Below are 26,580 nucleotides of genomic sequence, written 5' to 3'. Positions count from 1 at the left end.
ACAGGTTGCGACGAGAAACTGCTTCGGGATACAAACACGGCTTTGCCGGAGTCTCGCAGGGGAAAGACTGGTTTTGATCGAAGCAATAAAAACAGGCCTGCCGCGTGCCGCATTGGCATTACGGCGTACCGTTTTCTTCACAGCACTTGGTGCCATCGCGCTGGCAGTGCCCGTAACGCATGCCCAGGCTACCAAGGAACAGGCTGCCTTAAGCGCGCCGGAGACTGGTGACGATGCTTCGGTATCGGTTCCCCTTGCGCTGTCCAAGCGCGACGCAGAACTTTACGAACAGATTTTTGCCGTTCAGGAACAGGGCCGCTGGAAAGATGCGGATAACCTGATTTCGCGTTTGTCCGATGATCTGCTGATGGGCCATGTCCTGGCGCAGCGTTATCTGCATCCGACGGCATATCGGTCGCGTTACAAGGAATTGAAGGACTGGCTGGCGCTTTATGCGGACCATCCGCAGGCACCGCGCATTTACAAACTGGCGTTGCAGCGCCGTGGCAGTGCCAGCTATCCGAAAAAGCCGGTTGGTGGTTATGTCAACGGTGCCGGATATGATTACGAAGACATCCGTCCCTATCACCATAAATCGACCAAAAGCCTTTCATCGGCGCAGCGTTCGCGCGTTTCGGTTCTGAAACGCCGCATTCGCCAGCGGATCGGTGACGGCTGGCCGACCGGGGCGTTGCAGGTTCTTGAGGCGCAGGAAACCAAACGCCTGTTTGATGCCTATGAACTTGACGAATCGCGGACATCGATCGCGTCGGGATATTATTATTTCGGCAAGCCGGATCTGGCATTGCGTCATGCTGCCGAAGCCGCAAAGCGGTCGGGAAAATACCTGCCGCAGGCGCATTGGACGGCGGGCCTTACCGCGTGGCGCCTTGGCAAGATGGATCAGGCGCACAGCCATTTCATCGCACTGACCGAAAACAAATACGCGTCAAGCTGGACCCGTTCGGCCGGGGCGTTCTGGGCCGCGCGTATTGATCTGGCGGCGGGGCGTTTTGTCGAAGCCGACAAGCTGTTGCAGATGGCGGCGGAATATCCGCGGTCGTTCTATGGGCTTCTGGCATTGCGGTCACTTGGCCGGGATGACGTTTTTGACTGGGACAGTCTGGCGCTGGATGAAAATCGCGCCAACAAGCTGAAACTTGATCCGCATGGTCGCCGTGCACTTGCCCTGATCCAGATTGGCAATCGTGACGAGGCGGAACGTGAATTGCGCAAGGCCGCGGCAAGTGATGACGACAAGCTGCGCCGGGCGGTGCTTTCCCTTGCGGACAATGCCAATTTTGCGTCGCTGACCATGCGGCTTGGCGGATATATCGCCCAGAAGACCGGCGAGGTGATCGTCAATGCGCTTTATCCGGTTCCGCCATGGGCACCGGAAGGCGGGTATGAAGTTGACCGGGCACTGATTTATGCGCTGATGCGTCAGGAATCCGGTTTCAATGCCGAGGCACGAAGCCATGCCGGTGCACGCGGTTTGATGCAGTTGATGCCTGCAACCGCCAGCTATATCGGCAATACCCGTTATCGCGGTGAAAAGCGTGCGGAACTGTATGAGCCGGAAATCAACCTGTCGCTGGGCCAGAAATATGTCGATCACCTGCTGGGGCAGGACGGGGTTGATAACGGCTTCCTGCAGTTGATGGCGGCCTATAATGGCGGGATCGGCAATCTGGGGCGCTGGCAGAAGGCGCTTAAGGATAACGAAGATCCGTTGTATTTCATCGAAAGCATTCCGTCGCGCGAAACGCGCCTGTTTATCGAGCGTGTGATGGCGAACCTTTGGATGTATCGGTCGCGTCTGGGACAGGATAGTCCGTCGCTCGATCGTCTTGCCGCGGGACAGTGGCCGGTTTACCAGTCACAGGACCTTGGCGGTACGGGTGATAGTGGCCTGACCGCCGAACGCTGAACGCTAAGCCGGGATTGATGACCGCAAACAACCATCGCAATGATGAACCGGCATCTGGTCGTCGGGATCAGGGTACGGTCCTTGACCGGATGCAGATGCCACCGATGAGTGGGGATGAGGCGCTTCGCCGGTTCCACAAGGACCGCGAAGCAGGCGGCCATAAATCACAGAGCGACGAGACCACGGAACTTGCCAAACTGCATCCGGTGATGCGATTTGCGGTGGTCGCGGGAACTTTCATTCTGATTGTCGCGGCTTTGCTGGGTGTGCTGTATCTGATTGGTGCTTAGTGTGCTGTGCCGGTACTGTCTGTGCCGCGTCGTCAGACCACATAAAAAACGGGCGCAGATGAGTGCGCCCGTTTTTTGTTGTCCGAAGATCAGACCTGATTACAGCGATTGGCAGAACTTTTCGAAATCCTGCACGGTTGCGTATGATTTCTGCGTGCCGGGACGGGTGATGCTGTCAGCAGCATAACGCACGGCCATATCGAGGGCGGCTTTTACGTCACGGTTTTCGACATAGTAGCGCGCGAAGCTGCCGATGAAGGCATCGCCAGCGCCGGTCGTATCAACCGGTTTGACCGATACCGGATCAATATGGACTGCGTCGTCATTGCCATTGATCAGAAGCGCGCCATCGCCGCCCAGTGTCACAATTACGGTTTTGACACCACGTGCGATCAGGCTTCTTGCGGCGGCTTCGGCATCGGCCAGTGAATTCACGGCCATACCCGAAATCGTCGCAAGTTCCGTCTGGTTCGGGACGAGGAAGGTGGCCTTTTCGATTTTGGTGCTGTCGAGGTCAGCCGGGGCCGGGGCCGGATTAACCAGTGTTTCAATGCCATGTTCGGCACCAAAGGCGACGGTGTGATACACCGTTTCCAGCGGAATTTCGAGCTGCATCAAAATCAGGTCGCATTCCCTGAGCGCATCGGCAGCGCGGTCCACATCGGCCGGGGACAGTTGCGCGTTGGCGCCTTTGACGATCAGGATGCTGTTTTCGCCTGACGGTTCGACAAAGATCGGGGCGACGCCGCTTGAGGTGCCGGGGACCCGTTCGACAAAGCGGGTATCAATGCCTGATGTTTCGAAATTACGGATGGTGTTATCAGCAAAGATATCATCGCCAACCTTGGTGACCATCATGACATCGGCGCCAAGACGTGCCGCCGCGATGGCCTGATTGGCACCCTTGCCGCCACATCCCATTTCGAAACGCGGTGCTTCGATGGTTTCGCCGGGCAATGGCATGCGATCGGTATAGGTGATCAGATCGACCATGTTGCTTCCGACAATGGCAATTTTGCCTGCCATATTCATTCTCCTGATTTACAGCGAACGGATCGCCTGTTGGGCCGCATCCGTTTCGGCCGGTGTCATATAGCCCAGCCGTACCGAGAAATTCCGTCTTTCGCCAGAAGGCAGGGAAATGACATTTCCCTTGGCCGTTTCGGCATTGAAGCCTTCGGGTTCGCAGGTGGATGGCAGGGCAAAGGCCGCGACCTTCTGATCCTGATTGGCCAGTATCCAGCGAACCGTTTTCGGAAAGTCATTGGTGTTGTAAGCAATGTGGAAGCCATCGCCCTCGACGCGGCGCATCAGATAGGCGGTGTTGCCATGCGCATCGGTTTTGGCGTTGCGGATGTAAAACACCTGTTCGGGGTCATAGCGATGCGGTTCGTCGAGGGTTTCCATCGCCGCCGGATTTTGCGCCAGCGTTTCAAGAAACGCATCGTAATCCGGGTTGCGCGGCACATGGGCCGGGACTTCGGTGCGAACGATGGTGTCGGTCGGAGTGAAACCGGCGGGCTGGATGATCTGTGCGCTGTCATGGAACGCGAAATTGACGTGGCACATATACATCAGGTCCATTGCCGCACCCGACAGGTTTTCGACATTCATCTGAATATCAAAAAGCGTCGCATCCGGGCGCAGAACCACACGGGGACGCGCTATGTAATGCGCCCCGAAACCCATGACATATTCGCGGGTGCCACTGATTGCCATAAAGGCACCCTCGTCATCATGGCCAAATTCAATGGCGGCACTGTCCATTTCGGCACAGGGCATTTCACCATGCAGCGGATGGGTATCCGTCGGGCCGGGGCAGCCATTGGTCAGCAGCCCGGAATGGAACGCAAAACAGCCATAGGTTTCGACAATGATGTTGGCCGGGCGCGGCATGCTGAACATGTTTTCCATGGTCAGATCCACACCATCAAACACCGCATCCCAGATCATCTGCCCCATGAAGGGCAGAATGACCAGATAGCCGCGTTCGTTTTTCAGCCGGATTGCTTCGATGCCGGTTTCATAGCGAAACAGGCTGGCCGACATGCCACCATGCGATGCGATGACATGTTCGGCTTCACCGAAGAAGGTTTTGCGCAGGTTAACCTTGGTTGACGCAGTCATGGAGCCACCTCGTTTAACGCGAACGGTTTTTATAGGCGTTGAGTGCAATCACCAGCAGAAGGAAAACGCCCCAGATGAAGTCGATCAGATGGTTCGAGAAGCGCAGGATCTGGAAGCCACTTGAAAGCAGCATCAGGGCGGCAACCGCGATTGACACACCCAGTACCGTGCCACGGCCTCCGGCCGGGTTGGTGCCGCCCAGAACCGCAATCAGAACCGCCTGGAGCAGATAGGATGTGCCGTAATCGGATTTTGCCGCATTGGTTCGCCCTGACAGAATGATCCCGGCGATAGAGGCCATAACCCCGGTCAGCATGTAGCTGAGAAGCACCATCTTTTCGCGTTTCAAACCGGCAAAAAGGGCGGCCTTCGGGTTGGTGCCGATCATCATCAGATTGATGCCAAAGGTCGTTCGGCGCAATATGAAGGCAATCAGGCAGGCCAAAACGATAAACAGCACAAACGGCGTTGCCAGACCAAAGATCTTACCGTTGCCGATAAAGGCCCATGCTTCGGGGAAGCCGACAATTGCCGGGCCACCGGTCATGACGATGGCAAGTCCGGTAAAGACCTGCCCGGTGCCAAGGGTCGCCAGAATGGGCGTGATTTTAAGCCGGGTAATCAAAAGGCCATTCAGGGCACCGGCGACAAGCCCGGTACCAAGGGCGACAACGCCACCCAGCAGAACGATGCCAAAACCGGTATCGGCAACGCCGGCATCGGTGGCGAATTTTTTGAACATCACCCCGGCAAAGATACCCGACAGGTTGGCAATGCCGATCACCGAAAGGTCAATTCCGCCGGTCAGCATGGCGATCATCATTGCAATCGACAGCAGACCCAGTTCCGGGAAGGTATAGGTGATGGATTCAAAGTTGTAATAGCGCAGGAATTTATCCGGGCTAAGGGCGGTCATGACAACAAAGATCAGGATCGTCATCGCGATCAGCTGAACGATATTGTTTTCTTTGTTCAGAAGGTTGCGGAAATCGAGTTCACGTTTCATATCGGCCCCCTCACGCATTTGCACGGCGGTCACGCCATGCCGTGATGGCGGTGGCAATTACAATGATGACACCGACAACAACGCGCTGCCATGTGGTGTCGATTTTCATGATGATCAGGCTGTTTTTGACCATAACCAGCATGAACACGCCCAGCATGGTGCCAAGAACCGAACCGCGCCCCCCAAAGATGGAGGCACCGCCCAGAACCACAGCCGCGATCACGTCCAGTTCAAGTCCAACGAAATCACGTGGATTGGCAAGCCAGATCATGCCGCTGTGCAGGAGACCGGCAAAACCGGCCAGAGCCCCTGCGACGCAATAGATGAAGAAGGTGATCTTGCGGATGTTGAAACCAACGCGGCTGGCGGCTTCGGGGTCGCCGCCCATGGCATAAACACCGCGACCGATCATGGTGTAACGCAGGACAAAATGCAGGGCGATGGCCAGGCCGACATAAACAAGAACCATGGCGGTAAGGCCATAGGTCGTGCCATCGGGTTTGACCATGCTGATGATTTCGGATTTGCCGAAATCAATCAGGGCATCAGGCATTTTGTTGATGTTGATCATGCTGGTGCCGACAACACCCAGCAGGAAACCGCGCACCATGCTGCCGGTGCCCAAGGTCACGATCAGCGGGATCATGCGGAATTTATAGACAAAGAACGCATTCAGGCAGCCAAACAGCGCTCCCATCGTTGCGGCGGCAACGAATGGCAGAACCACGCCATCATAGTTGAAGTACAGCATGCCCTTGATGGTCAGATACATCGCGGCAACAGCGAATGCCGGGAAAGAAACATCAATCCCGCCGGAAATCATCACCAGTAAAACCCCAAGCGCCATGATGCCGATGATCACGTTGCTGCGCAGGAGACTGAACATGTTGTCCAGGCTCCAGAAGGCGGGGTTGACCAGCCCGATCAGGATCATGGCAAGCACAAGAATGCCCGCGATGACCACCTCTGATTTATGAAACCAGGCCATCGAGTTTTTCCTTACGTTAAATTCTTGAGCTTGTCGCTGATCTGGTCTTCGGAGGTATCGACAGATGCCATTTCCTCGACAAAGGCCCCGCGATGCATCAGGACAATACGGTTACAGTTATGAACCAGTTCGGGCACATCATCGGAAATCATCAACACCGCCAGCCCCTCTTTCTGGGCCAGTTCGCGAATGATCCGGTGAATTTCCGCCTTTGATCCGACATCCACCCCGACGGTCGGGCCGTTCAGGACCAGAAATTTGGCGTTGGTCAGAAGCCAGCGGGCAATCACCACGCGTTGCTGGTTTCCGCCAGAGAGTTCCTTGACCAGTTTTTTGCCGGTGGGGGTTGCGATCTGCATGTCGCGGATCATGGCTTCAACCCATTCTTCGGCTTTTTTCTGATCAATCAGAAGGCCCGGTGCCAGTTTTTCGTAACTGGTCGCCAGCATGTTGCGATCAATTCCCTGTGTTAGGAAAAGACCTTCGCTGAGGCGATCCTCGGGAACATAGGCCACGCCCGCCTTGATCGCACTTTGCGGCGTATCAAGGACGATTTCCTCGCCATTGACTGCGATGGTGCCGCTATAACCGGGCATCATGCCAAACAGTGACAGGGCCAGTTCAGTACGTCCCGATCCGAGCAGACCGGAAACACCGACAATCTCGCCCGGTTTGATGGCAAGGTTGATATTGTCCAGATCGTTTCCGTGGGTCAGGTTTCTGGTTTCAATGCGCGGCGGCATCGCACCATATTTCTGCTGATCCCAGATATAGGGTTCGGAAATGATGTCAGAGCCGGTCATATGGCGGGTGATCAGGGCTTCGTCAAAATCGCCGGTCGGACCGTCGGCCACTTTCTGACCGTTGCGGATGACGGTGATATGTTCGCTGATTTCCAGCATTTCGCGCATTTTGTGACTGACAAACAAAATGGCAATTCCGCGCGACTGGATATCCTTGACGATGCGAAAAAGCGTTTCGATTTCCTTGCCGGTCAGGGCGGTTGTCGGTTCATCCATGATGATCAGACGGGCATCTGACATCAGCGCACGGGCAATCGCGACAAGCTGTTTGCCCGCCGTGGACAGTTTTTCGACATCGGTATCAAGGTCAAGATCGACCCCGAGACGTTTGACCGCTTCCCTGGCAATTTCTCGGACCTTGCGCCAGTTCAGCACATGGCGCTGTTCGCGAAGCTGTACATTCATGGCAAGGTTTTCGGCCACTGTCAGGTTTCCGAACAGGGAGAAGTCCTGATAAATCACCTGAACCCCATGTTCGATGGACGCCATGGGAGACAGGCTTTCAACCTTGTTGCCATCAATGTAAATCTCGCCGGTATTCGGCTGATATACACCGGACATGATCTTGATCAGGGTCGATTTGCCCGAACCGTTTTCACCGGCAAGACAGTGGATTTCGCCTTTTCGGATCGTCAGCGAAAGGTCTTTAAGCGCAACAACGCCGGCAAATTCTTTCCGGACGTTCCGCAATTCAATAAAATTCTCTGACATGACAAGCCCGTCAATGTGAAGCAAAGGGCCTGATTTCTCATTAAAATGAAGGCGCCCACACTGGGCGCCTTCATCAACTGATGAAATCAGAAGTTATACTTGTCCATGTTTTCCTTGGTCACGCCGACCCAGCCCTGGCCATAAACCAGATTGGCATTGCTGCCTTCCGGGGTGCTGAGATCGGTATAGCCCGGAAGGCCAAGATCCAGACCAGCCTTGATCTGGTCGGCTTTGCCATCGAGCGCCATAACGGCCAGCATGTTCATTGCGTAACCGGCAACGGCCGGGTCCCAGAACTGGATGTATTCGATATCGCCGTTTTCAAGATATTCTCCGGCAACCGACACCAGACCGGTTCCTGCGAAGTGCAGTTTACCCTGAAGGCCTCGTTCGGCGATCAGACGACCAGCACCAGCCGAAGTTGGCATCGGACCGCCAACGATGCCCTGAAGGTCGGGGTAGGTGGTCAGGGTTTCTTTGAGTTTGGTGTAGTCGGTGTTGGCGTCGTCATAGGTTTCCAGACGCTCGGTCACCAGTTCCATATCCGGGAAATGCTCTTTCTGGTATTCGACCGCACCGTCGATCCATTCATTCTGGGATTTGGATGTCAGGCTGCCGACGGTGGCAGCATATTTGCCTTTGCCACCCATGGATTTGCCGAGGACTTCCATCAAGTTTGCGCCATAAGCCTTGTTATCAAAGGCTTCGAGAATGAAATCGGCATTTTTCAGGTTCGAGGCTTCGTGGGCGATCACGATGATGCCGCGATCACGGGCCTTTTTGAGAACCGGTTCAACGGCTTCGACCGAGAAGGGCACGATATTGATCGCATCAACGCCCTGCGCAATCAGGTTTTCAACCAGCTGAACCTGTGCGGCGGCGTCAGCGGCACTTGGGCCGACCATCCAGGTGTCATGACCGGTATCTTCACCGAACTGTTCAACGCCCTCGCGCATACGGTCGAACCATGCGATGCCGTCAACCTTGACCACGGTGGCGATGGAATATTCCTTGCCGGTGGTTTCGGATGTGAATTTCGAAATGATGTCCGGCGTTTTGACCGCCTCGTCAGCATGGGCCGCACCTGCAAGCAGGGAACCGGCGACGACAAGCGATGAAAGAAGCTTGTTCATTGTTACCTCCAATTTGTACTCATTTTATGACTGGCAGTTTTCTGCGTCTTATTGGCATGAAAGCCGCGACTTTCACGCGATTGGTTCCGAAAACGGCAATTTTACCTGTGGCGGGGATAAAGCCACTGGTACCGTTTACTGACCGATAATACGGATGCTGGCACTGGCACCGATACGCGATGCACCGGCCGCAATCATTTTAAAAGCGTCTTCTGTGGTGCGTACACCGCCCGATGCCTTGACCCCGATATCCGGGCCAACGGTTTTGCGCATCAGGGCGATGTCTTCGGCGGTGGCACCACCCCCGGCGAAACCGGTCGAGGTTTTGACGAAATCGGCACCTGCCTGTTTGGACAGTTCGCAGGCAATGATTTTCTGTTCGTCTGTCAGCAATGCTGTTTCGATAATCACCTTGAGCACCGCATCGCCACAGGCTTCCTTGACCGCAGCAATATCGGCGCGCACCGCATCGGTATCGCCAGCTTTGAGCAGGCCAAGGGCGATGACCATATCGACTTCGCGGGCACCCTGTTCAACCACCCAGCGGGTTTCGGACACCTTGGCCGATACCGGGTCGGCGCCAAACGGAAAACAGACGACCGAGCAGGCCAGAACATCCGAACCGGCCAGTTCGCTTACGACCAGCGGAATATAGACCGGATTGACGCAGACAGCCTTGAAGGCGTGTTTGCGCGCATCGGCGCACAGGGAAATAATCTGATCCGGGGTAGCATCGGCAGCCAGAAGGGTGTGATCAATATACGCGGCTAGGTCGGCAGCAGCGACCGGAGTTTGATCATTCGACATTTAACGTTTCCCTAGACGACGATTCAAAGTCGTCTTTTGTTAATTTTATAACATTTATTGAAATGATCCTGTCATCCGGCTAACATCCGGTCAAGGCAAAATCATGCATTGCAGAACTTGATTGCGTAATTCTCTGTCCGACCAGGCCTTGGCCAGACGGCCTTTGATAAATCTTTGGTTGGATTGTGTTTCTGTGAATGTCTCTTTAAATGTGGTGGCGTCGCGCCAGTCAGATCATATCTGACGACAGCCAGCTTTTCGGCCATTAATGGAGTCTGAATGTCGACCAAATCGCTGGATCGGATCGAAACCCTGACCCGCAGTCTGGAAGTCAGCAATGTGATCCGCCTGAAGGATGCCGCCGATCTTCTTGGCGTTTCAGAAATGACGGTCCGCCGCGATGTTGCCGCCTGTGATAACATTTTCACATATATGGGCGGATATATCACACTCAAGTCGCCAGCCGCCGGCGGGCTTGGATATATCATGGACCGCGAACGCGGTTCCCATACCGACCTCAAACGGGCGGCCTGCCATATTGCGGCGCGTTATGTGAAACCGGGTGATACCATTTTCCTTGATTGCGGTACGACCATTCCCTACCTGGCCAATGCGATACCGGAAAACCGCGATATCACGGCGATCTGCTATTCGATCAATGTGGCCGAGATCCTGTGCAAAAAGCCGGGCATCCGAGTCATCATGCTGGGCGGGATGTATCATGCGTCATCGGCATCTTTTGCAGACAGCAACAGCGTGAATGCCATTCTGAACCTGAATATCAATACCGCTTTCATGTCGGCGGGCGGGGTCAATATCAGCCGGGGGGTCAGTTGTTCCAATCCCCATGAAGTTGATATCAAACAGGCGGTTCTTCAGACCGCTGCCAACAAAATCCTTGTTGTTGATTCCACAAAATTCAATGTCATCAAGCCCATGCTGTTTGCCAAGCTGGAGCAGTTCGACATGATCTGTAGCGACCCGCAATGTGACCCGGAACTGGCAGCGAAAACCGGTTGCGCCCTGATCACGCAATAGTGGATGGTTTGGGGTCGAACCCTAGTTCGGTTCCGACTCTGTCGCGTCGGCGATTTCCGCGTTCAGCAACTGGATTTCCGCCTCGGTCGCGCCGCTGAGCGGGTCGTCCTTTGGAATGTCGTGATAGAGATCGGTAAAGACATTCAGGGCCTGTTGATACTTGTTTTGCTGTTTCAGCATCATGCCATAGTAATAGCGGCTGAGCTGATGGTTTGGCATCTGGCCAAGGGCATGCAGGACAAGATCACGTGATACCTGATCAATCTGGCCCTGCTGGGCGGTGATGCGTGTGTCGGCATATTCAATGGCGAGTAACGGATTGTGCCCCGACAGGGCATAGGCACGTGCAAAGGCCGCGACCGCCCGTTCAACGTCCCCCAACCGTAACGACCCGCGCGCCAGAACAATCCAGCCCTGCAGGTTACGCGGATTGGCTTCAAGCGTGAGGACGATCTGACTGAGCAGACGGCGGATTTGCTGATCGGTTTGGAAATCGGGATCTGTCACATCGGTTGCGGCGGCCGCCGCCGCGGCAAGATTGCGTTCGCCTTCCCGTTCGGCATAGGGGCGCGACGGAACTTGCGGCATGCCAATCGCCGTATAAAGAATAACCGCGGCAATAATCGGCAGGGCGGAAAAGCCGATCCGGGCGACGGGGCCAAAGGAAAGTTTGGTGCCCGGCGTTGCAGCATCACCGGATTTGCCAAGGTGGCGCGGCAGGCTGGCATAAATCGCAAGCCCGCCAAACGCGGCAAGTATGACAAGACCAAGCCAGATCACAGGGAACCTCGCTTGCGGGGAATGCGGTATGCAGGGTGATCAAACTGCATCGTTACGAGTGATCCTGTGACGTGCCGAGGATTTCATCAAGCCGCTTCTGTTCCTGGGCGGAAAGCGATTTTGGTCCTGCACCGTCTTCGCGCTGTTTGCGGCGGTAAAAGGCAATCACGGCAATCAGGGCAAGGAATGCAAGAACCGCCGGGCTGATCCAAAGGATATAGGTTTCGGGTTTCAGCGGCGGGTTCAGCAGAACATAATCGCCATAGCGTTCGACAATGTAATCGATGACTTCCTCGTTGCTGTCACCGGCAACCAGACGTTCGCGGACAAGAATGCGCAGATCGCGAGCCAGATCGGCATCGGAATCATCAATCGACTGGTTCTGACAGACCAGACAGCGCAGTTCCTGACTGATGTCGCGCGCGCGTTCTTCCAGTTTCGGATCGGCCAGCATTTCATCGGGGTTGACCGCAAATGCCGGGGCTGCATGCAAACCCAGCAGGATCACGAAGGCCGCGAACAGTGAGCAATTTCGACGGATCATCCCTTTAACTCCGCAATCTTGGGCAGGAGGACTTCTTCGAGGATTTCATTGGTGACCGGACCGACATGCTTGTATCTGATCTGTCCGCTGCCATCGATGATAAAGGTTTCCGGCACGCCATAGACACCGAAATCGATCCCGGTCCGCCCAGACAGATCCATGCCGACCGCGGTATAGGGATCGCCCAGTTCATCAAGCCAGTTCACCCCGTCCTGCGGGTCTTTTTCCTTGTAGTTCAGACCGTAAACAGGCACATCGGCCTCGCGCGAGAGGCGCTTGATCAGCGGATGTTCGGCACGGCACGGAATGCACCAGCTGGCAAAGACGTTCAGAACCGAAACCTCGCCCTTTGAAATATCGGCCCGCGACAATCCCTGATCACGACCGGGCAGCGGGGGAAGCTGGAAATCCGGCGCCGGTTTGTCGAGCAAGGCAGATGGTACAACAGATGTATCCTTGCCGATATTCATCAGAAAGACACCGGCAAGGGCCGCAAAGAGCACCAGCGGGATGACTGCGATCCAGAATCTCATGAAGCGGGAACTCCGTTCTTCTTATAGCGCAGGACGATGCGCGTACAGATGCTGATGGCACCACCAATCAGCATCAGTAACATTCCACCCCAAACCCAGGGCATCATCGGCAGGAACCGGACGGTCACGACACGTCCGCCGTCTTCGGCACGTTCGCCGACGGAAACATGCAAATCCCCGTCGCGTCCGTGCCAGATATCGGCTTCCTTGGTTTCAATGCCGCGGATCGGATAATAGCGGACTTCGGGGAACAGTTCGGCAACCGGCTGGGCGTTGCGATAGACGATAAAGGTCGCCTTGCGCGTGGCGAAGTTTTCACCGGGCAGCAGTGCCACACCTTCATATTGCAGGTTATAGGGACCGATCTGGATGCTTTGGCCGGTGCGGGCCGACAGCGATATCTGCTGTTCCCAGATGGCACTGGCCGAGCCACCGGCGATCAGGATGGCGATGCCGATATGGGCAAAGGTCATGCTGAGATAGCGGGGGCCAAGAAGCTGGAGATTGCGGTATTTGCCTTCGCCGTGATCGGGCTGACGCCACAGGCGTTCCCAAAGATCACCAAGGGCGGCGGTAAAGACCCATGCCGCAAGGCCGATGCCAAGCAATGGCAGGGGGGATGCATTGATAAAGCGCATCCAGACAAACAGAATGACAATCAGCGACATCATGGCCGCCAGTTTCATCCGGCGTCCGATCTGCCATGCCTCGTCATTGCGCCAGCGAAGTGTCGGGGCAAAACCCATCAGGAACAGAAGCGGCAAACCGATCGGGATCAGCGCCTGGACGAAGAACGGCGGACCGACCGTGATGATATCGCCGTCAAACCAGCGCAGGAACAGCGGATAAATGGTGCCGATCAGAACGGTTGCGGCAGCAACCGACAGCATCACACTGTTTAAGAACATGCCGCTTTCGCGCGATATCAGGGAAAAGTCCTTGTTGTCGATCATGCCGCCAGCACAGCGCCAGAACATGAAATAGGCCCCGGCAAACAGCACACAGAAGCCGACCAGAAGGGCCACACTATCGCCGTTGCTGAGCAGGGCGGTTGGCAATGGCCCGAGCAGGTCAGAGCGCACAAGGAATGTTCCGAACCAGCCCGCCCCGAAGGCAGACAGGGCCAAAAGGGCCGTCCAGGGTTTCAGGGTATCGGTTTTTTCAAGAACCGCCCGGCAATGCACGAAGGCCGTGGTCAAAAGCCAGGGCAGCAGCAGGGCATTTTCGGATGTATCCCAATACCACCAGTTGCCCCATGCCTGTTCGGTATAGGCGCGGTAGGCGCTAATCGCGATGGCACCGCCAAGGAACGTCCAGGAGACCATTGCCCACGGACGAAGCTGTTCGGACCATGCACGATCAAGCTTGGCACCCGGCAAGGCGGCAAAGGTTACGGCAAAGATCACCGACAGTCCGGCAAGACCGGCATAGAGGATCGGTCCGCGGATCATGCCGGCGATGTCCTGCAATTCCGGGTCAAGGCCGCTGCCATCAAGGGGCGCCATCCCGGAACGCATGAAGGGATCGGCATCAATGATTGCTGCCGCCGCCAGCAGGGCGACAACGATGCCAAGAATGCCAAGGGCAACACGGTCCTGTTCGGTAACGCCGCGCGCAACACTTTGCAGGGCAAATAACAATGTCGCCAGAGTAGTGGTCGCGACCCAGAACAGCATCGCGCCGCTATCGGGGATGAAGGCTGCACCGATGCGGTAAATCAGCGGGGTCGAAGAATGGCTGTAACCGGCCACCACGGGCAGGGTGAAATCGCTGACAATGAAGGAATGGATCAGGGCGGCCTCGGCAATGATTGCCAGAACGCACATGGCAAAGGGCAGTGGCCAGACACCGAAACCGGATGTTTCGGCAGGCCCGGTCGTGCCGGTCATTCCGTCAGGCAGGGAGCCGCTTGCGATTGCCGGAGCCATCGCCGGTGTCGGGCCGAGCGCGCGATAGCTTGCGCGAAACAGGGCCGGACAGAACAGGACGGCCTGGCAGGTCCCCAATGCGAGAATGAGGATAAGGGCAAAATGTCCAAACTCTGCGATCATGCGTTTCTTCAGATTTCCCCGTACGTGATGTGCGGTAAACGAACACCACTCAGCCCCTGCTGTCAAATAGCAAGGCATCCACCCAGTTTTAATGCCGCGTTGAAGGCTTCAATATGAGGTTTTTATGATGGCAGAATGTGGCTTAATTACGCATTTGTTCGGCATTTCGGGCTTCGATTTCTTCCCAATAACCGCTTTTTTTCAATGAGTCAGCGACTTCTGGCGGCATGTAATTCTCGTCATGTTTTGCCAGAACTTCGGATGCGATGAACTGACCCTCGGAGCCCATATGGCCTTCGGCGACGACGCCCTGACCTTCACGGAACAGGTCGGGCAGGATGCCGGTATAGGAAATGGTGACCGAATTTGCCATGTCGGTAACGGTGAAGGTGACGGTTTCACCGCCGCCGAGTTTTTTAAGCGATCCTTCTTCGACAAGGCCGCCGACGCGCAGGCGCTGATCGGGATCAATCGGCGATTTTTCGGCGATTTCGGTCGGGCTGAAGAAGAACACAACCGAATCTTCAAACGCCGTCAGGGCAAGTGCGGCAGCCGCACCGACCGCGAGAATGGCGGCCATGATGATATACATGCGCTGACGTTTGCGGGATTTGGCACGCGAAAGAGACACTTCGATATTCTCCGCTCAGGATGTCTGAGACTGGTCTGTGGTGCGGGCACGTCTGGGACGGCGGGCTTTCAGAACGGTTTCAAGCTGATCAAGTTCGGTTTTGCTTTGACGCAGGCCCCGCAGGGTTGCGATCAGAAGGACGATCATGGCAAGGGCAGCGATGCCGTAGCTGGCCCAGATATAGCTGCCGTATCCGCCCATTGAGAAGAATTCACTCATTTTCCGGCTCCGGCGTTGTGACCCTGATCATAGGCAAGTGCGTCGTCATCGCCATTGGCAGCGGCGCGTTCGTCAAACAGGCCGCTGAGCTGAAGGGCGCGGATGCGGCGCTGGTTCAGTTCAAGGCGCACACGCAAAACCAATACGATGAAATAATATCCTGTAAAGGCAAAGGCCATGATCAGAAGCGGGGCCAGCATGCTGGGATCGATGCTGGGGCCGCCCATGCGGGCGACCGATGCCGGTTGATGCAGGGTGTTCCACCAGTCGACCGAAAATTTGACGATCGGCACATTGACCACCCCGACCAGCGCCAGTGCCGATCCGGCCTTTGACCCGCGTTCGGGATCGTCAAAGGCATTTACCAGCGCGATATAGCCAAGATAGAGGAACAGCAGGATCAGCATTGAGGTCAGACGCGCATCCCATACCCACCATGTTCCCCACATCGGTTCGCCCCAAAGCGACCCGGTAATCAGGGTCAGGGCGGTAAAGGTCGCGCCGACCGGTGCGGTGGCGCGCGCGCAGATATCGGCCAGCGGATGTTTCCAGATCAGGCTCATGGCGCCGCAAAGGGCCATGCCGACATAACAGAACAGGCCCATCCATGCGGCGGGCACATGGATATACATGATGCGGACGGTGTTGCCCTGCTGATAGTCAACCGGTGACCCGATCAGGGCCAGATAAAGCCCGACCACGGTGAGGATGACGGTCAGCGCGACCATCCAGGGCATCATGGCCCCGGTCAGTTTCAGAAACACGCTTGGTTTGGCGAAACGATGCATTTTCTCTCGTCCGTTTGCGGCGATGCCGCCGAAGATCGTCAGTCTGTGTTCTTTGTCATTCCACTGCCTGCCGGATGGCGTGGGCCGTGGCAAACGGGGCAGCAGCCAGTGACAGCAACAGGATCGCCCCCATGATCTGTAACTGTGCCTGGGCGGAAATGCCAAGCAATGCGGCCTCGACCGCGCCAGCACCGAAAATCAGTACCGGTATATATAGTGGCAGGACCAGCAGCGACACCAGTACACCGCCGCGCCGTGCCCCCAGTATCAGTGCCGCGCCAATCGCCCCGATCAGGCTGAGTGCGGGTGTGCCGATCAGCATGGCGATCATCAAAGTGCCAAAGCCGTCCTGATCCATATTCAGCATCACCGCCATCACCGGTGCGGCAATAATCAGCGGCAGGCCCGTCGTCAGCCAGTGGGCGCAGACCTTGCCCAGCACCAGCAGTTCCAGCGGGGCGGGCGACAGGGTCAGCAATTCCAGCGTGCCATCCTCGTAATCGGTCTGAAAGACGCGTTCGAGTGACAGCATGGCGGCCAGCAGGGCCGCGACCCAGATCACCCCCGATGCGATACGCGCCAGAATGTTGGCTTCGGGCCCGACACCAAACGGAAACAGGGTGGTGGTTACGATAAAGAAGGCAACCACCATCACGGAATCCGCCCCCTGACGCAGGGCCAGACGCAAATCGCGCCGCAGGATGGCGACAAAGGCATTCATATCGCGGCCTCCGTCGCCTTGCCTTGATTCATGTCGTGCGACAGGTTTTCGTCTGCTTCTTCATTATCCTGTTCGACCAGCCATTCCATCATCGGGATGGCGAACTGATCCAGATCGAGGATGGTTGGGGCCGCGATATCCAGATCGACATGGGTCGAATAAACCACGATGCCGCCTTTGGCGCGGAATTCGGCAATCAGGCGGGCCAGTTCAGCACAGCTTTCGCGATCAAGGCCAACAGTTGGTTCATCGAGCAGCCAAAGGTCGCTTTGACCCAGCAGGATACGGGCAAGGGCGGTGCGGCGTTTCTGGCCGCTTGAAAGATATCGCCCGGCGGTGTTGCCAAGATGATGAATATCAAGGGCGCGAAGGGCCTGATCGATTTCGGCGTCGATATGGGAAATACCGCGCAGTTCGGCCCACAGGCGCAGATTGTCACGAACACTCAGAACCGGTTTGATGGCATCCTGATGACCAAGGTAATGCAGGCGGGCACGATGGGCGATTTTATCATCGGCGATATCATCGCCCTGCCAGCGGATGGTGCCAAGGCGCGGGGGCATAAGGCCCGCCATCAGGCGCAGCAGGCTTGATTTTCCTGCACCATTGCGGCCACGCAGCATCACGGCATCGCCGGTATTGGCGCCAAAGGAAAGATCGCCAAAGACCAGACGTTCGCCACGCAGACAGGTCAGATCAGAACCGGTAAAAACTGTCATCTAACTCGTTTGACTGTCGGAATTCATGCCGGATATGCGTTTTCTATAACGCGTCCGGGGTGATTAATCATGCTTTATCCGACATTGGATGTGATGACATTGTTTCAAATCAATCCAAAGAAACGCCAAACGCCGCAGCGATCAGAAACCGGCTGCGGCGTTTGGTTGAGGGATGGGTAATCAGAAGCGGATGACCGAGGCGCTTCGAACCGGGCCGCCGCGGCCTTCCTGAACAAGGACCACGACACCGCCGTCGCAAGGCTGGCTCAGGGCGAAATCAAGTTCGCGCTGCTGGCCGTCCCATTGACCCAGATCGATCATTTCGCGCACGACATTGGCGTGAACCAGACGCCGACCGGCATTTTCGCCAGACCGGACATCGCGTTCATGTTCGCGATCAAAGCCGATCAGCCAAAGCTGATAGGATTGACCGGCGGGCGGGGTATCGACCATGCCGAGTTTCAATTTGCCATTGGCGGGTGTGGCGCTTTTATCCGATTGCAGGGCCAGTTCCGCCCATTGCCGAAGCGGGGTTGTTTCATCGCTGGTGGTGACGATTCGGCTTTTGGCGGTGGCCCGAACGACATGATCACCATTGATCACGACCTGCGGGGTATAGACATAACGTTCGCGCATGCGACCGGCATAATCACGTTGGCGTTCCGTATTGGCGGCACTGGAAAACGGGTCTTCCCATCCAAGATAGTTCCAGTAATCGACATGGAAGGACAGTGCGAGAAGGTCGCTACGTTCCTGATTTAATTCGTAAAGGACGCGATCCGCCGGGGGGCAGGAATTGCATCCTTCGGATGTGTAAAGCTCGATCACGGCGCGGGGTGAAGTGGATTCGGCTGCATATGCGGTCGAAAAACCACCGAAAAACGCGGTTGCAAGCATGATGATAAGGGGGCGAAGCTGTTTCATGGCTTGATGATGCCCCAAAATGCGTATCAACCACCAATCACAAGGCGTTGAAAGACCCGTATGCGCCGAAACGACTGATTTTTGCGTGGAATCCGGGAATTTAGACAGGAGATTTCGGAAGATTGGTGTTATTAGCTCCGGTCAATTCCGAAAGGGGGCAACAGGTCTTCACGGAATGCGTGAGGTGAAATCACCTTTGCGTTTATACAGAAAAATGAGGAACAGGCACTGCGGCGGGAGCGACTTTCCGTGGATGCCGGTCCAAGAAAGGTTTGCAGGCAATGATTAAACGAGAGCATTGGGGTTCACGCCTCGGCTTTATCCTGGCGGCTGCCGGGTCGGCCGTGGGGCTGGGCAACATCTGGAAGTTTCCCTATATGGCGGGCGAGAATGGCGGTGGTGCCTTCTTGCTGATTTATCTGGCGCTGGTCTTTACCATCGGGCTTTCGGTCATGCTGGCTGAAATGGTCATCGGCCGGATGGCGGAAAAGAATGCGATTGGTGCGTTCGCGAAGCTTAAAGGCGGCGTCTGGCCGCTGGTTGGTTTCTGTGGTGTCGCGGCGGCCTTTATCATCCTGTCATTTTACAGCGTCGTTGCCGGCTGGACGATTTCCTACATGGTCAAATCGATCACCGGGGCGCTTGCGATTGAAGACCCGGCCGCATTGGGTAGTATCTTTGGCGGGTTCATTTCCGATCCTGTTTCGCCGCTGATCTATCATGCGCTGTTCATGGCGCTGACGATCTTTGTGGTTCTGGCGGGTGTCGGTTCGGGGATCGAGCGCGCGTCCAAGATTTTGATGCCAGCCCTGTTTGCGCTGTTGCTGATCCTGATCGTGCGTTCGGTAACGCTTCCGGGTGCAGGCGAAGGTATTGCCTTCCTGCTGTCGCCGGACTTTTCCAAAGTCACGTGGACGACGGTATCGGAAGCCCTTTCGCAGGCGTTCTTCTCGCTCTCGCTTGGGATGGGCGCGATGATTACCTATGGCTCGTATCTGAGCAAAAAGGAAAATATCGCAAGTTCGGCCGGTTGGGTGACGCTGCTTGATACCTCGGTTGCGGTGATGGCGGGTCTTCTGATCCTGCCTGCCGTGTTTGCCTTCGGCTTTGATCCCAGTGCGGGGCCGGGCCTGACCTTTATTACGCTGCCAGCGGTGTTTGCGCATATGCCGATGGGATCGGTCTTTGCGTTCATGTTCTTCCTGCTGCTCGGTATTGCGGCATTGACGTCGGCGGTTTCGATCCTTGAGGTGGTTGTCGCCTATTTCGTCGATGACCGTGGCATCAGCCGCAAATCGGCATCAATCGTGGTGGGTGTGATTATCTTCCTGCTGGGGATTCCGTCCTCGCTGTCGCTTGGCATCATGGGCGAGTTCACCATCTTTGGCCTCGGCTTCTTTGATCTGATGGATTACATCAGCTCGAAATTGCTGCTGCCGATTGGTGGTCTGTTCATCTCGCTGTTTGTCGGCTGGGTTGTCTGGGGCAAGGCCAAGGAAGACATCGCCGCCCACAATGGCGTGGTACCGGGCTGGATCAATGCCTGGGGCATTATCGTCAAGTTCATCGCACCGCTTGCGATTGCCTTCATTCTGCTGAAGGGGCTTGGCGTGCTTTAGGCCAGCTTTTCAAAGCATCCGAAATGCAAAGGGCGGGGAATTTCCCCGCCCTTTTTGTCTGGGTCAGGAAGCTTCGGCCGATCTTTGCTGTGACAAGTCGAAAATGTCATCGGCACTCATCGGTTTTCCCATGAGGTAGCCTTGAATGTAGTCACAGCCGGCATCGCGCAGAAGCGTGAGCTGGGCATTGGTTTCAACACCTTCGGCGACACATTTTTTGCGCAGGTTCTGCGCCATATTGAGGATCGTGATCGCAAGCGTGCTGCCTTCGCGCCCCTGATTGATGTCGCTTACAAAGCTGCGATCCATCTTGATCGTGTCGAACGGCAGTTTGCGCAGGTAGCTGAGACTGGAAAAGCCGGTGCCAAAATCATCCAGCGCGATTTTGACGCCGAGATCGCGAATGCGCTGCATGTTGGCGCGCATTTCATCAATGTTCTGCATGAACAGGCTTTCGGTGATTTCGATTTCCAGCCGGTCTGCCGCCATGCCCTTTTCGACCAGGATTGTTCTGATCTGGTCGGCAAGATCAACCGTGCCATAGAATTGCTGAACCGAAACATTCACCGCCATGGTGATGTTATGCAGGCCCTTTTCGCGCCATGAAACGGCCTGTCGGCAGGCATGGCGCAATACCCAGCGGCCGAGTTCCCCGATGACGCCGATTTCCTCGGCCACGGGAATGAACACGGTTGGCGGGATCGGGCCGCGTTCCGGATGGTTCCAGCGCAAAAGGGCTTCGACCCCGTGCAGGTTGCCTGTGCGGGCTTCGAATTGCGGTTGATAGACCAGATGAAATTCATCCCGGTCCAGGGCGCGACGCAATGCGGTTTCAAGGGCAAGGTCGGTATCGCTGCGCGAATGGCTGGCGCGGTTATAGCGGCTGAACCGGTTTCGCCCCTGTTCCTTGGACTGCATCATGGCAATTTCGGCATTGCGCAAAAGATTGGCGGTATCGTTGGCATCGTGGGGGAATGATGCAATGCCGATGCTGGCCGAAAGATAGATTTCCTGCCCCTTGCTGGTGCGGTGTGGCTGGCTTAACGCCTTTAGAAGATCGTCGGCCAGTGCGGCATCATCGTCGGCAGATTGGCCGCCTGACAGCAGGATGGCATATTCATCCGCACCGACACGTGCCAGAACCCCACCCTGATCCAGACGGCGATGCAGGCGACGCGCAACTTCGACCAGAACATCGTCGCCGTCACCGTGGCCCAATGTGTTGTTCACCCGCTGGAAATTATCGATATCAAGCAGCAGGATCGTCAGGCGCGTTCCCTTGCGCCGGGACTCACCGATGCCATGTGCCAGCAGTTCAAGGAAGCGGCGGCGATTAGGATAGCCGGTCAGTTCATCAATATGGGCAAGCCGCAGGATATCCTCGCGGTTTTTCTTGCGTTCGCTGATATCGGTGAAGATCGACGCATACTGACTGATCTGGCCATCGGCATCGCGGATCGCGATGATCGAAAGCCATTCGGGATAAATCTCGCCGGATTTGCGACGGTTCCAGATTTCGCCTTCCCATTTGCCCTGTCGCGCAATATCGCGCCACATCGCGGTATAAAATTCGCGGGACTGGCGACCGGATTGCAGGATATTCGGGTTCTTGCCGATCACATCGCTGGCGGTGTAGCCGGTTACGCGCGTGAAGGCAGGATTGACCAGTTCGATCGTGCCATCGGCGGCACAGACCATGATCCCGTCGGGCGAGGTTTCAATGATCTTGTCGGCCAGAAACAGTGACCGGCGCGCCGCACTCAGTTCGATATCGCGGCCTTCCATCACGGACCGGAGATGGGCGAAGTAGTCCTGTTCGATGAACTCCAGCAGATCGGCAAATGACAGAACACCGATCACGTTGTCGGTTTCATCGATGACGGCAAGATGGCGGATATGTTCGGCCAGCATCGTGTCGCGGGCATTGTTCAGGCTGGCCCTGGCGGAAATAACGCGCAGTGGACGGCTGGCGACCTTGATGGCGGGGGTTGCGTGATCGCCATTGGCCAGATTGCGCAGGATATCGCGTTCGGTGATGATCCCGGTGTGATCGAGCATCGCGACCGGGTCGGTCGCAACCGACGGATCATAGACAATCGCGCAGTCGCATTTGGCGTCATGCATGCGGGCGCGCAGTTCCGACATCGCAATATCGCCATCGACAAAGATTGTCGTGCGGCGGATGGCGGCACCGACATCACCATCGCCAAGCTTGCGCCAGCTTCCCTGCTGACGGATCAGATCCGACTGGCTGATGATTCCGGCAAGGCGGTTTTCCTCGTCCACGGTAACCAGATGGCGGACATGGCGTTCGCGCATGCGGATGATCGCGGCCTCGGGCGTGGCGTGGACGGAAATGCTGTGGACCGGGGTCGACATCCATTTTGATATCGGCTCGTTCAGGGTGGCTTCGCAGTCGGCCGGCAGGGACAGGCAGTCCTTTTCCGTCCAGATTCCGACCGGCAGGTGATCCCTGGTGACAATGATGGAGCTGCAATTGGCTTCGCGCATCATGTCGATGGCCTGACCAATGGCGGTTTCCGGCCCGCATCGCAACACAATGCCGGGGGAAATCGTACCTACGGTCAGGTGAGGGGGCTTGCCATCCGAAAAACTGGGGCGCGTCATAATAACCTGTTGCTGTCCAAATCCTGTCTGGCACCCGGTTTGCGGGCATTTCTGGTCTAGCCTCATCCCTAGCAAATCGTCGGGATGGCTGACTTGTTATAAATCAATGGATAGATGTGGTTTGGATTTGGCGCAATTTAAAGGTGCAGGTTCCTGCAAAAAAACACCCCCGTCCATAAAAGGCGGGGGTGTTTCGCATTCAGTCAGCTTCTGATTTCAGGAGAAATCAGGCCGCTTTCATCATGTTACGCAGAACGAACTGCAGAATGCCGCCGTTCTGGTAGTAAAGGACTTCGTTTTCGGTATCGATACGGCAGGTGGCAATGACCTCTTCGGTGGAGCCATCCTTGCGCGTGATACGAACCGTAACGTCCTGCATCGGGTTGATACCGTTGCCGATACCCAGAACGTCGAAGACTTCGGTGCCATCAAGCTTGTAGGTCGCACGACCTTCACCATTCTTGAACTGCAGCGGCAGGACGCCCATGCAGACCAGGTTGGTGCGGTGGATACGCTCGAAGCTTTCGGCCAGAACAGCTTTGACGCCAAGAAGGTTGGTGCCTTTGGCTGCCCAGTCACGGGACGAACCGGTGCCGTATTCCTTACCAGCGATGACAACCAGCGGGGTGCCTTCGGCCTGGTAACGCATGGCAACATCATAGACCCAGCCCTGTTCGCCGGACGGGTAATGAACCGAAACACCACCTTCGGTGCCCGGTGCCATTTCGTTGCGGATACGGATGTTGGCAAAGGTACCGCGCATCATGACTTCGTGGTTCCCGCGGCGTGCGCCGTAGGAGTTGAAGTCACGAACTTCGACGCCATGAGCCTTGAGGTATTCACCTGCCGGGCTTTCTGCCTTGATCGAACCGGCCGGAGAAATGTGGTCGGTGGTGACAGAGTCACCCAGGATCAGGAGCGGACGCGCACCATGAACTTCCGAGAACTCACCCGGTTCTTTCGCCATATTGACGAAGTAGGGCGGGTTCTGGACGTAGGTCGATTTGCCATCCCAATCGAAGGTTTCGCCTTCGGTGACTTCGATTTCCTGCCACGGTTTCGGGCCGGCAAAGATGTTGTCGTAACGATCCTTGTACATCGAAGCAGAGATCGAGGACGCGATGGTGTCCGCGATTTCCTTGTTGGTCGGCCAGATGTCTTTCATGAAGACGTCTTTGCCGTTCTTGTCGGTACCGATCGGGTCTTTGTTCAGATCGACCTTCAGGTTACCGGCAATGGCATAGGCAACAACCAGCGGCGGGGAGGCAAGGTAGTTTGCCTTGACCTGCGGGCTGATGCGGCCTTCGAAGTTACGGTTGCCCGACAGAACGGCGGTAACGAGCATGTCGTTGCCGTCAATTGCCTCGATGATCGGGTCGGCCAGCGGACCGGAGTTACCGATACAGGTGGTGCAACCGAAACCGGCAACGTTAAAGCCAAGCTTGTCGAGATAGGACTGCAGACCGGCTTTTTCGAGATAGTCGGCAACAACCAGCGAGCCCGGTGCGAGCGAGGTTTTCACCCACGGTTTGCGCTGCAGGCCGAGTTCAACCGCTTTTTTCGCCAGCAGGCCGGCTGCGATCAGCACGCTCGGGTTCGAGGTGTTGGTGCAGGACGTGATGGCGGCAATAACGACGTTACCGTCTTTCATTGCGAAGTTTTCGTTCGAAACCGGAACAGAACGATCCGCATCAACACCCGGTGCCATATCGGCAAAGGTCTTGGTGAAGCTTGAAACGGCATCTTTCAGCAGAACACGGTCCTGCGGACGTTTCGGACCGGACAGGGCCGGTTCGACGGTCGAGATGTCGAGTTCAAGGGTCGAGGTATATTCTGCTTCGAAGCTCGGGTCGCGCCACATGCCCTGTTCTTTGGCATATGCTTCGACCAGTGCGATCTGTTCTTCGGAGCGGCCGGTGTTACGCATGTAGTTCAGCGTTTCATCGTCGATCGGGAAGAAGCCACAGGTCGCACCGTATTCCGGTGCCATGTTACCGATGGTCGCACGATCCGGCAGGCTCATATGGTCAAGCGCGTCGCCATAGAATTCGACGAACTTGCCGACAACGCCTTTTTCGCGGAGCATCTGAACGACGCGCAGCACGAGGTCGGTTGCGGTGATGCCTTCTTTCATCGAGCCGGTCAGTTTGAAACCGACGACTTCGGGGATCAGCATCGAGATCGGCTGACCGAGCATTGCGGCTTCGGCTTCGAGACCGCCAACACCCCAACCCAGAACGGCAAGGCCGTTGACCATGGTGGTGTGAGAGTCGGTACCGACCAGCGTATCGGGATAGGCAACGGTTTTGCCGTTGTCATCTTCGCCGGTCCAGACGACCTTGGCGAGATGTTCGACGTTCACCTGGTGGCAGATACCTGCCCCCGGCGGGACGATGCGGAAATTGTTGAACGCATTCTGGCCCCAGCGCAGGAACTCGTAGCGTTCGCCGTTACGTTCGAACTCGACTTCCATGTTTTTGTCGAGTGCGTCGTCGGTGCCGAAGAAGTCGATCATGACCGAGTGGTCAATGACGAGGTCAACCGGTGAAAGCGGGTTCACCTTCTGGGCGTCGCCACCCATTTTGACGACGGCATCGCGCATCGCGGCAAGGTCGACAACGGCGGGAACGCCGGTGAAGTCCTGCATCAGGACGCGGGCCGGACGATAGTTGATCTCGTGCGAGCTCGTACGGGATTTGAGCCACTCCACGACAGCTTTGACATCGTCGGTTTTGACAGTGAAATCGTCTTCGTAACGCAGAAGGTTTTCCAGAACGACCTTCAGCGTAAACGGAAGTTTGGAAACGTCGCCGATTTTTTCGGAAGCAACTTTAAGGCTGTAATAGTCGTAGGATTTATCCCCGACTTTCAGCGTGCGGCGCGTTTGCAGGTTGTCTTTGCCACAAATGGACATCAGACCCTCCTCAAGGTGGTTAAAGGGCTTGTCGTGACAAGACACCCCGACCGTCGGAGCGCCGAGCGGTGGGCTATCTGTTTCTCGTGACGCGGGTCACGGCTACATATGTATGTGCCACGGGGTTACACCACAATTCCCCCCGAAAGTCCAGACCCGCAAAAGGGTCATTCTTGAAATCCCTGCGATAACAACGAATTGGTGAATGGCTGGCGTGTAATGGCAATCGCAAGGTATGTGATTCCGGTGAAAAACGCCGCAAATCCGCCCGGACATCGTTTGCGAGTCCACGGGGTCACCGTCCAGTTTGGAAAGACTCGAATGTAGAAGGCGACCTGTCCAATAAGGGGAGAAGCCTGTCCAAACGGCAACGAATCGGGTGGCTGCCTGATTGTGCAAGGGGGCAATTTCGGGGTTTGCCGGAATGCACGTGGTGCAGCGCGAACAGGGACCCCAATGGTGCGGCGCAATAATTTCAGGGTTTTCGGTTTCCGGGTTGTGCCACGATGACCTTACGGAATTATAGGTGGAAATGCATTCATCAGACCAGAACGCAAAAATTGTGCAGCGCGAATTTGTGAAAAGTCTCAATCCGTTGCTGTGCAACACGTTGACGTGATTTGCTGAAATTGGTACTTAAATACGTATTAAATGTGTCAAGCCCGGTTTCCGTAAG

General features: G+C 56.2%; 23 protein-coding genes. 4 read left to right on the top strand and 19 right to left on the bottom strand.

Annotated elements, in window-relative coordinates; genetic code table 11:
• Window positions 1-73: 73 nt before the first annotated feature.
• Both AUP42_RS01825 and AUP42_RS01820 read left to right on the top strand, forming a co-directional pair.
• Entirely contained in the window at window positions 74-1,930 is a 1,857-nt protein-coding gene (locus tag AUP42_RS01825; RefSeq protein ID WP_062948313.1) for a lytic transglycosylase domain-containing protein, read from the top strand.
• A gap of 17 nt (window positions 1,931-1,947) precedes the next feature.
• On the top strand, window positions 1,948-2,220 hold the full coding sequence (locus AUP42_RS01820; protein WP_062948311.1) for a hypothetical protein: 273 nt from the start codon (window positions 1,948-1,950) through the stop codon (window positions 2,218-2,220).
• A gap of 99 nt (window positions 2,221-2,319) precedes the next feature.
• Here the strand turns inward: AUP42_RS01820 and rbsK are convergent, their stop codons facing one another.
• The 7 genes from rbsK to deoC all read right to left on the bottom strand — a co-directional run bounded on the left by rbsK (window position 2,320) and on the right by deoC (window position 9,795).
• Entirely contained in the window at window positions 2,320-3,246 is a 927-nt protein-coding gene (gene rbsK, locus AUP42_RS01815) for a ribokinase (protein WP_062948309.1), read from the bottom strand.
• A 15-nt stretch (window positions 3,247-3,261) separates the two neighbouring features.
• Window positions 3,262-4,347, bottom strand: a complete 1,086-nt coding sequence (locus AUP42_RS01810; RefSeq protein WP_062948307.1) for an aldose 1-epimerase family protein — start codon at window positions 4,345-4,347, stop codon at window positions 3,262-3,264.
• A gap of 13 nt (window positions 4,348-4,360) precedes the next feature.
• Window positions 4,361-5,353, bottom strand: coding sequence for an ABC transporter permease (locus AUP42_RS01805; protein ID WP_062948508.1), 993 nt, complete (start codon window positions 5,351-5,353; stop codon window positions 4,361-4,363).
• Window positions 5,354-5,363: 10 nt separating this feature from the next.
• The gene (locus tag AUP42_RS01800) at window positions 5,364-6,341 is read right to left on the bottom strand and encodes an ABC transporter permease (RefSeq protein WP_062948305.1); all 978 of its coding nucleotides are present in this window, start codon (window positions 6,339-6,341) and stop codon (window positions 5,364-5,366) included.
• Window positions 6,342-6,352: 11 nt separating this feature from the next.
• A complete protein-coding gene (locus tag AUP42_RS01795; RefSeq protein WP_062948303.1) occupies window positions 6,353-7,855 on the bottom strand; it encodes a sugar ABC transporter ATP-binding protein in 1,503 nt (500 codons plus the stop codon).
• 86 nt (window positions 7,856-7,941) lie between these two features.
• Complete coding sequence (locus tag AUP42_RS01790) at window positions 7,942-8,988, bottom strand: autoinducer 2 ABC transporter substrate-binding protein (protein ID WP_062948301.1); 1,047 nt, start codon at window positions 8,986-8,988, stop codon at window positions 7,942-7,944.
• A 135-nt stretch (window positions 8,989-9,123) separates the two neighbouring features.
• Entirely contained in the window at window positions 9,124-9,795 is a 672-nt protein-coding gene (deoC, locus tag AUP42_RS01785) for a deoxyribose-phosphate aldolase (protein WP_062948299.1), read from the bottom strand.
• Between the two features lie 279 nt (window positions 9,796-10,074).
• On the opposite strand from deoC, the gene AUP42_RS01780 reads away from it, so the two are divergent.
• Window positions 10,075-10,833, top strand: a complete 759-nt coding sequence (locus AUP42_RS01780; RefSeq protein WP_062948297.1) for a DeoR/GlpR family DNA-binding transcription regulator — start codon at window positions 10,075-10,077, stop codon at window positions 10,831-10,833.
• A 21-nt stretch (window positions 10,834-10,854) separates the two neighbouring features.
• On the opposite strand, the gene AUP42_RS01775 is transcribed toward AUP42_RS01780, so the two are convergent.
• From AUP42_RS01775 to AUP42_RS01730, 10 genes are all read right to left on the bottom strand, one after another.
• Window positions 10,855-11,613, bottom strand: coding sequence for a tetratricopeptide repeat protein (locus tag AUP42_RS01775; protein ID WP_062948295.1), 759 nt, complete (start codon window positions 11,611-11,613; stop codon window positions 10,855-10,857).
• Between the two features lie 52 nt (window positions 11,614-11,665).
• Entirely contained in the window at window positions 11,666-12,157 is a 492-nt protein-coding gene (locus AUP42_RS01770; protein WP_062948293.1) for a cytochrome c-type biogenesis protein, read from the bottom strand.
• On the bottom strand, window positions 12,154-12,690 hold the full coding sequence (locus AUP42_RS01765) for a DsbE family thiol:disulfide interchange protein (protein WP_062948291.1): 537 nt from the start codon (window positions 12,688-12,690) through the stop codon (window positions 12,154-12,156). The genes AUP42_RS01770 and AUP42_RS01765 overlap by 4 nt, the downstream gene beginning before the upstream one ends.
• Entirely contained in the window at window positions 12,687-14,741 is a 2,055-nt protein-coding gene (locus AUP42_RS01760) for a heme lyase CcmF/NrfE family subunit (RefSeq protein WP_062948289.1), read from the bottom strand. The genes AUP42_RS01765 and AUP42_RS01760 overlap by 4 nt, the downstream gene beginning before the upstream one ends.
• Before the next feature lie 142 nt (window positions 14,742-14,883).
• Window positions 14,884-15,372: a cytochrome c maturation protein CcmE gene (gene ccmE / locus AUP42_RS01755; RefSeq protein WP_082824644.1), complete on the bottom strand. Its 489-nt coding sequence runs from the start codon at window positions 15,370-15,372 to the stop codon at window positions 14,884-14,886.
• A gap of 15 nt (window positions 15,373-15,387) precedes the next feature.
• Window positions 15,388-15,591: a heme exporter protein CcmD gene (ccmD, locus tag AUP42_RS01750; protein WP_062948287.1), complete on the bottom strand. Its 204-nt coding sequence runs from the start codon at window positions 15,589-15,591 to the stop codon at window positions 15,388-15,390.
• Window positions 15,588-16,379, bottom strand: coding sequence for a heme ABC transporter permease (locus AUP42_RS01745; protein WP_062948284.1), 792 nt, complete (start codon window positions 16,377-16,379; stop codon window positions 15,588-15,590). Before AUP42_RS01745 ends, ccmD begins: the two co-directional genes overlap by 4 nt.
• A 55-nt stretch (window positions 16,380-16,434) precedes the next feature.
• The gene (gene ccmB / locus AUP42_RS01740; protein ID WP_062948282.1) at window positions 16,435-17,100 is read right to left on the bottom strand and encodes a heme exporter protein CcmB; all 666 of its coding nucleotides are present in this window, start codon (window positions 17,098-17,100) and stop codon (window positions 16,435-16,437) included.
• A complete protein-coding gene (ccmA, locus tag AUP42_RS01735; protein WP_062948280.1) occupies window positions 17,097-17,819 on the bottom strand; it encodes a heme ABC exporter ATP-binding protein CcmA in 723 nt (240 codons plus the stop codon). The genes ccmB and ccmA overlap by 4 nt, the downstream gene beginning before the upstream one ends.
• Before the next feature lie 180 nt (window positions 17,820-17,999).
• Window positions 18,000-18,743, bottom strand: coding sequence for a DUF1223 domain-containing protein (locus tag AUP42_RS01730; RefSeq protein ID WP_062948278.1), 744 nt, complete (start codon window positions 18,741-18,743; stop codon window positions 18,000-18,002).
• A gap of 281 nt (window positions 18,744-19,024) precedes the next feature.
• On the opposite strand from AUP42_RS01730, the gene AUP42_RS01725 reads away from it, so the two are divergent.
• A complete protein-coding gene (locus AUP42_RS01725; RefSeq protein ID WP_062948276.1) occupies window positions 19,025-20,362 on the top strand; it encodes a sodium-dependent transporter in 1,338 nt (445 codons plus the stop codon).
• A gap of 63 nt (window positions 20,363-20,425) precedes the next feature.
• Here the strand turns inward: AUP42_RS01725 and AUP42_RS01720 are convergent, their stop codons facing one another.
• Window positions 20,426-22,990, bottom strand: coding sequence for an EAL domain-containing protein (locus tag AUP42_RS01720; RefSeq protein ID WP_062948274.1), 2,565 nt, complete (start codon window positions 22,988-22,990; stop codon window positions 20,426-20,428).
• A gap of 226 nt (window positions 22,991-23,216) precedes the next feature.
• On the bottom strand, window positions 23,217-25,904 hold the full coding sequence (gene acnA / locus AUP42_RS01715; protein ID WP_062948272.1) for an aconitate hydratase AcnA: 2,688 nt from the start codon (window positions 25,902-25,904) through the stop codon (window positions 23,217-23,219).
• Window positions 25,905-26,580 lie beyond the last annotated feature (676 nt).

This window comes from Thalassospira lucentensis (assembly GCF_001613805.1).
Taxonomy (GTDB): Bacteria; Pseudomonadota; Alphaproteobacteria; order Rhodospirillales; family Thalassospiraceae; genus Thalassospira; species Thalassospira lucentensis_A.
The sequence above is the reverse complement of the archived record's forward strand: the minus strand, read 5'-3'. Positions and strand labels throughout refer to the sequence as shown.

Coding starts and splice junctions, on each gene's coding strand:
- AUP42_RS01820 (WP_062948311.1), top strand. CDS start 1,948: ATGACCGCAAACAACCATCGCAATGATGAACCGGCATCTGGTCGTCGG.
- rbsK (WP_062948309.1), bottom strand. CDS start 3,246: ATGGCAGGCAAAATTGCCATTGTCGGAAGCAACATGGTCGATCTGATC.
- AUP42_RS01810 (WP_062948307.1), bottom strand. CDS start 4,347: ATGACTGCGTCAACCAAGGTTAACCTGCGCAAAACCTTCTTCGGTGAA.
- AUP42_RS01805 (WP_062948508.1), bottom strand. CDS start 5,353: ATGAAACGTGAACTCGATTTCCGCAACCTTCTGAACAAAGAAAACAAT.
- AUP42_RS01800 (WP_062948305.1), bottom strand. CDS start 6,341: ATGGCCTGGTTTCATAAATCAGAGGTGGTCATCGCGGGCATTCTTGTG.
- AUP42_RS01795 (WP_062948303.1), bottom strand. CDS start 7,855: ATGTCAGAGAATTTTATTGAATTGCGGAACGTCCGGAAAGAATTTGCC.
- AUP42_RS01790 (WP_062948301.1), bottom strand. CDS start 8,988: ATGAACAAGCTTCTTTCATCGCTTGTCGTCGCCGGTTCCCTGCTTGCA.
- deoC (WP_062948299.1), bottom strand. CDS start 9,795: ATGTCGAATGATCAAACTCCGGTCGCTGCTGCCGACCTAGCCGCGTAT.
- AUP42_RS01780 (WP_062948297.1), top strand. CDS start 10,075: ATGTCGACCAAATCGCTGGATCGGATCGAAACCCTGACCCGCAGTCTG.
- AUP42_RS01770 (WP_062948293.1), bottom strand. CDS start 12,157: ATGATCCGTCGAAATTGCTCACTGTTCGCGGCCTTCGTGATCCTGCTG.
- AUP42_RS01765 (WP_062948291.1), bottom strand. CDS start 12,690: ATGAGATTCTGGATCGCAGTCATCCCGCTGGTGCTCTTTGCGGCCCTT.
- AUP42_RS01760 (WP_062948289.1), bottom strand. CDS start 14,741: ATGATCGCAGAGTTTGGACATTTTGCCCTTATCCTCATTCTCGCATTG.
- ccmD (WP_062948287.1), bottom strand. CDS start 15,591: ATGAGTGAATTCTTCTCAATGGGCGGATACGGCAGCTATATCTGGGCC.
- AUP42_RS01745 (WP_062948284.1), bottom strand. CDS start 16,379: ATGCATCGTTTCGCCAAACCAAGCGTGTTTCTGAAACTGACCGGGGCC.
- ccmB (WP_062948282.1), bottom strand. CDS start 17,100: ATGAATGCCTTTGTCGCCATCCTGCGGCGCGATTTGCGTCTGGCCCTG.
- ccmA (WP_062948280.1), bottom strand. CDS start 17,819: ATGACAGTTTTTACCGGTTCTGATCTGACCTGTCTGCGTGGCGAACGT.
- AUP42_RS01730 (WP_062948278.1), bottom strand. CDS start 18,743: ATGAAACAGCTTCGCCCCCTTATCATCATGCTTGCAACCGCGTTTTTC.
- AUP42_RS01725 (WP_062948276.1), top strand. CDS start 19,025: ATGATTAAACGAGAGCATTGGGGTTCACGCCTCGGCTTTATCCTGGCG.
- AUP42_RS01720 (WP_062948274.1), bottom strand. CDS start 22,990: ATGACGCGCCCCAGTTTTTCGGATGGCAAGCCCCCTCACCTGACCGTA.
- acnA (WP_062948272.1), bottom strand. CDS start 25,904: ATGTCCATTTGTGGCAAAGACAACCTGCAAACGCGCCGCACGCTGAAA.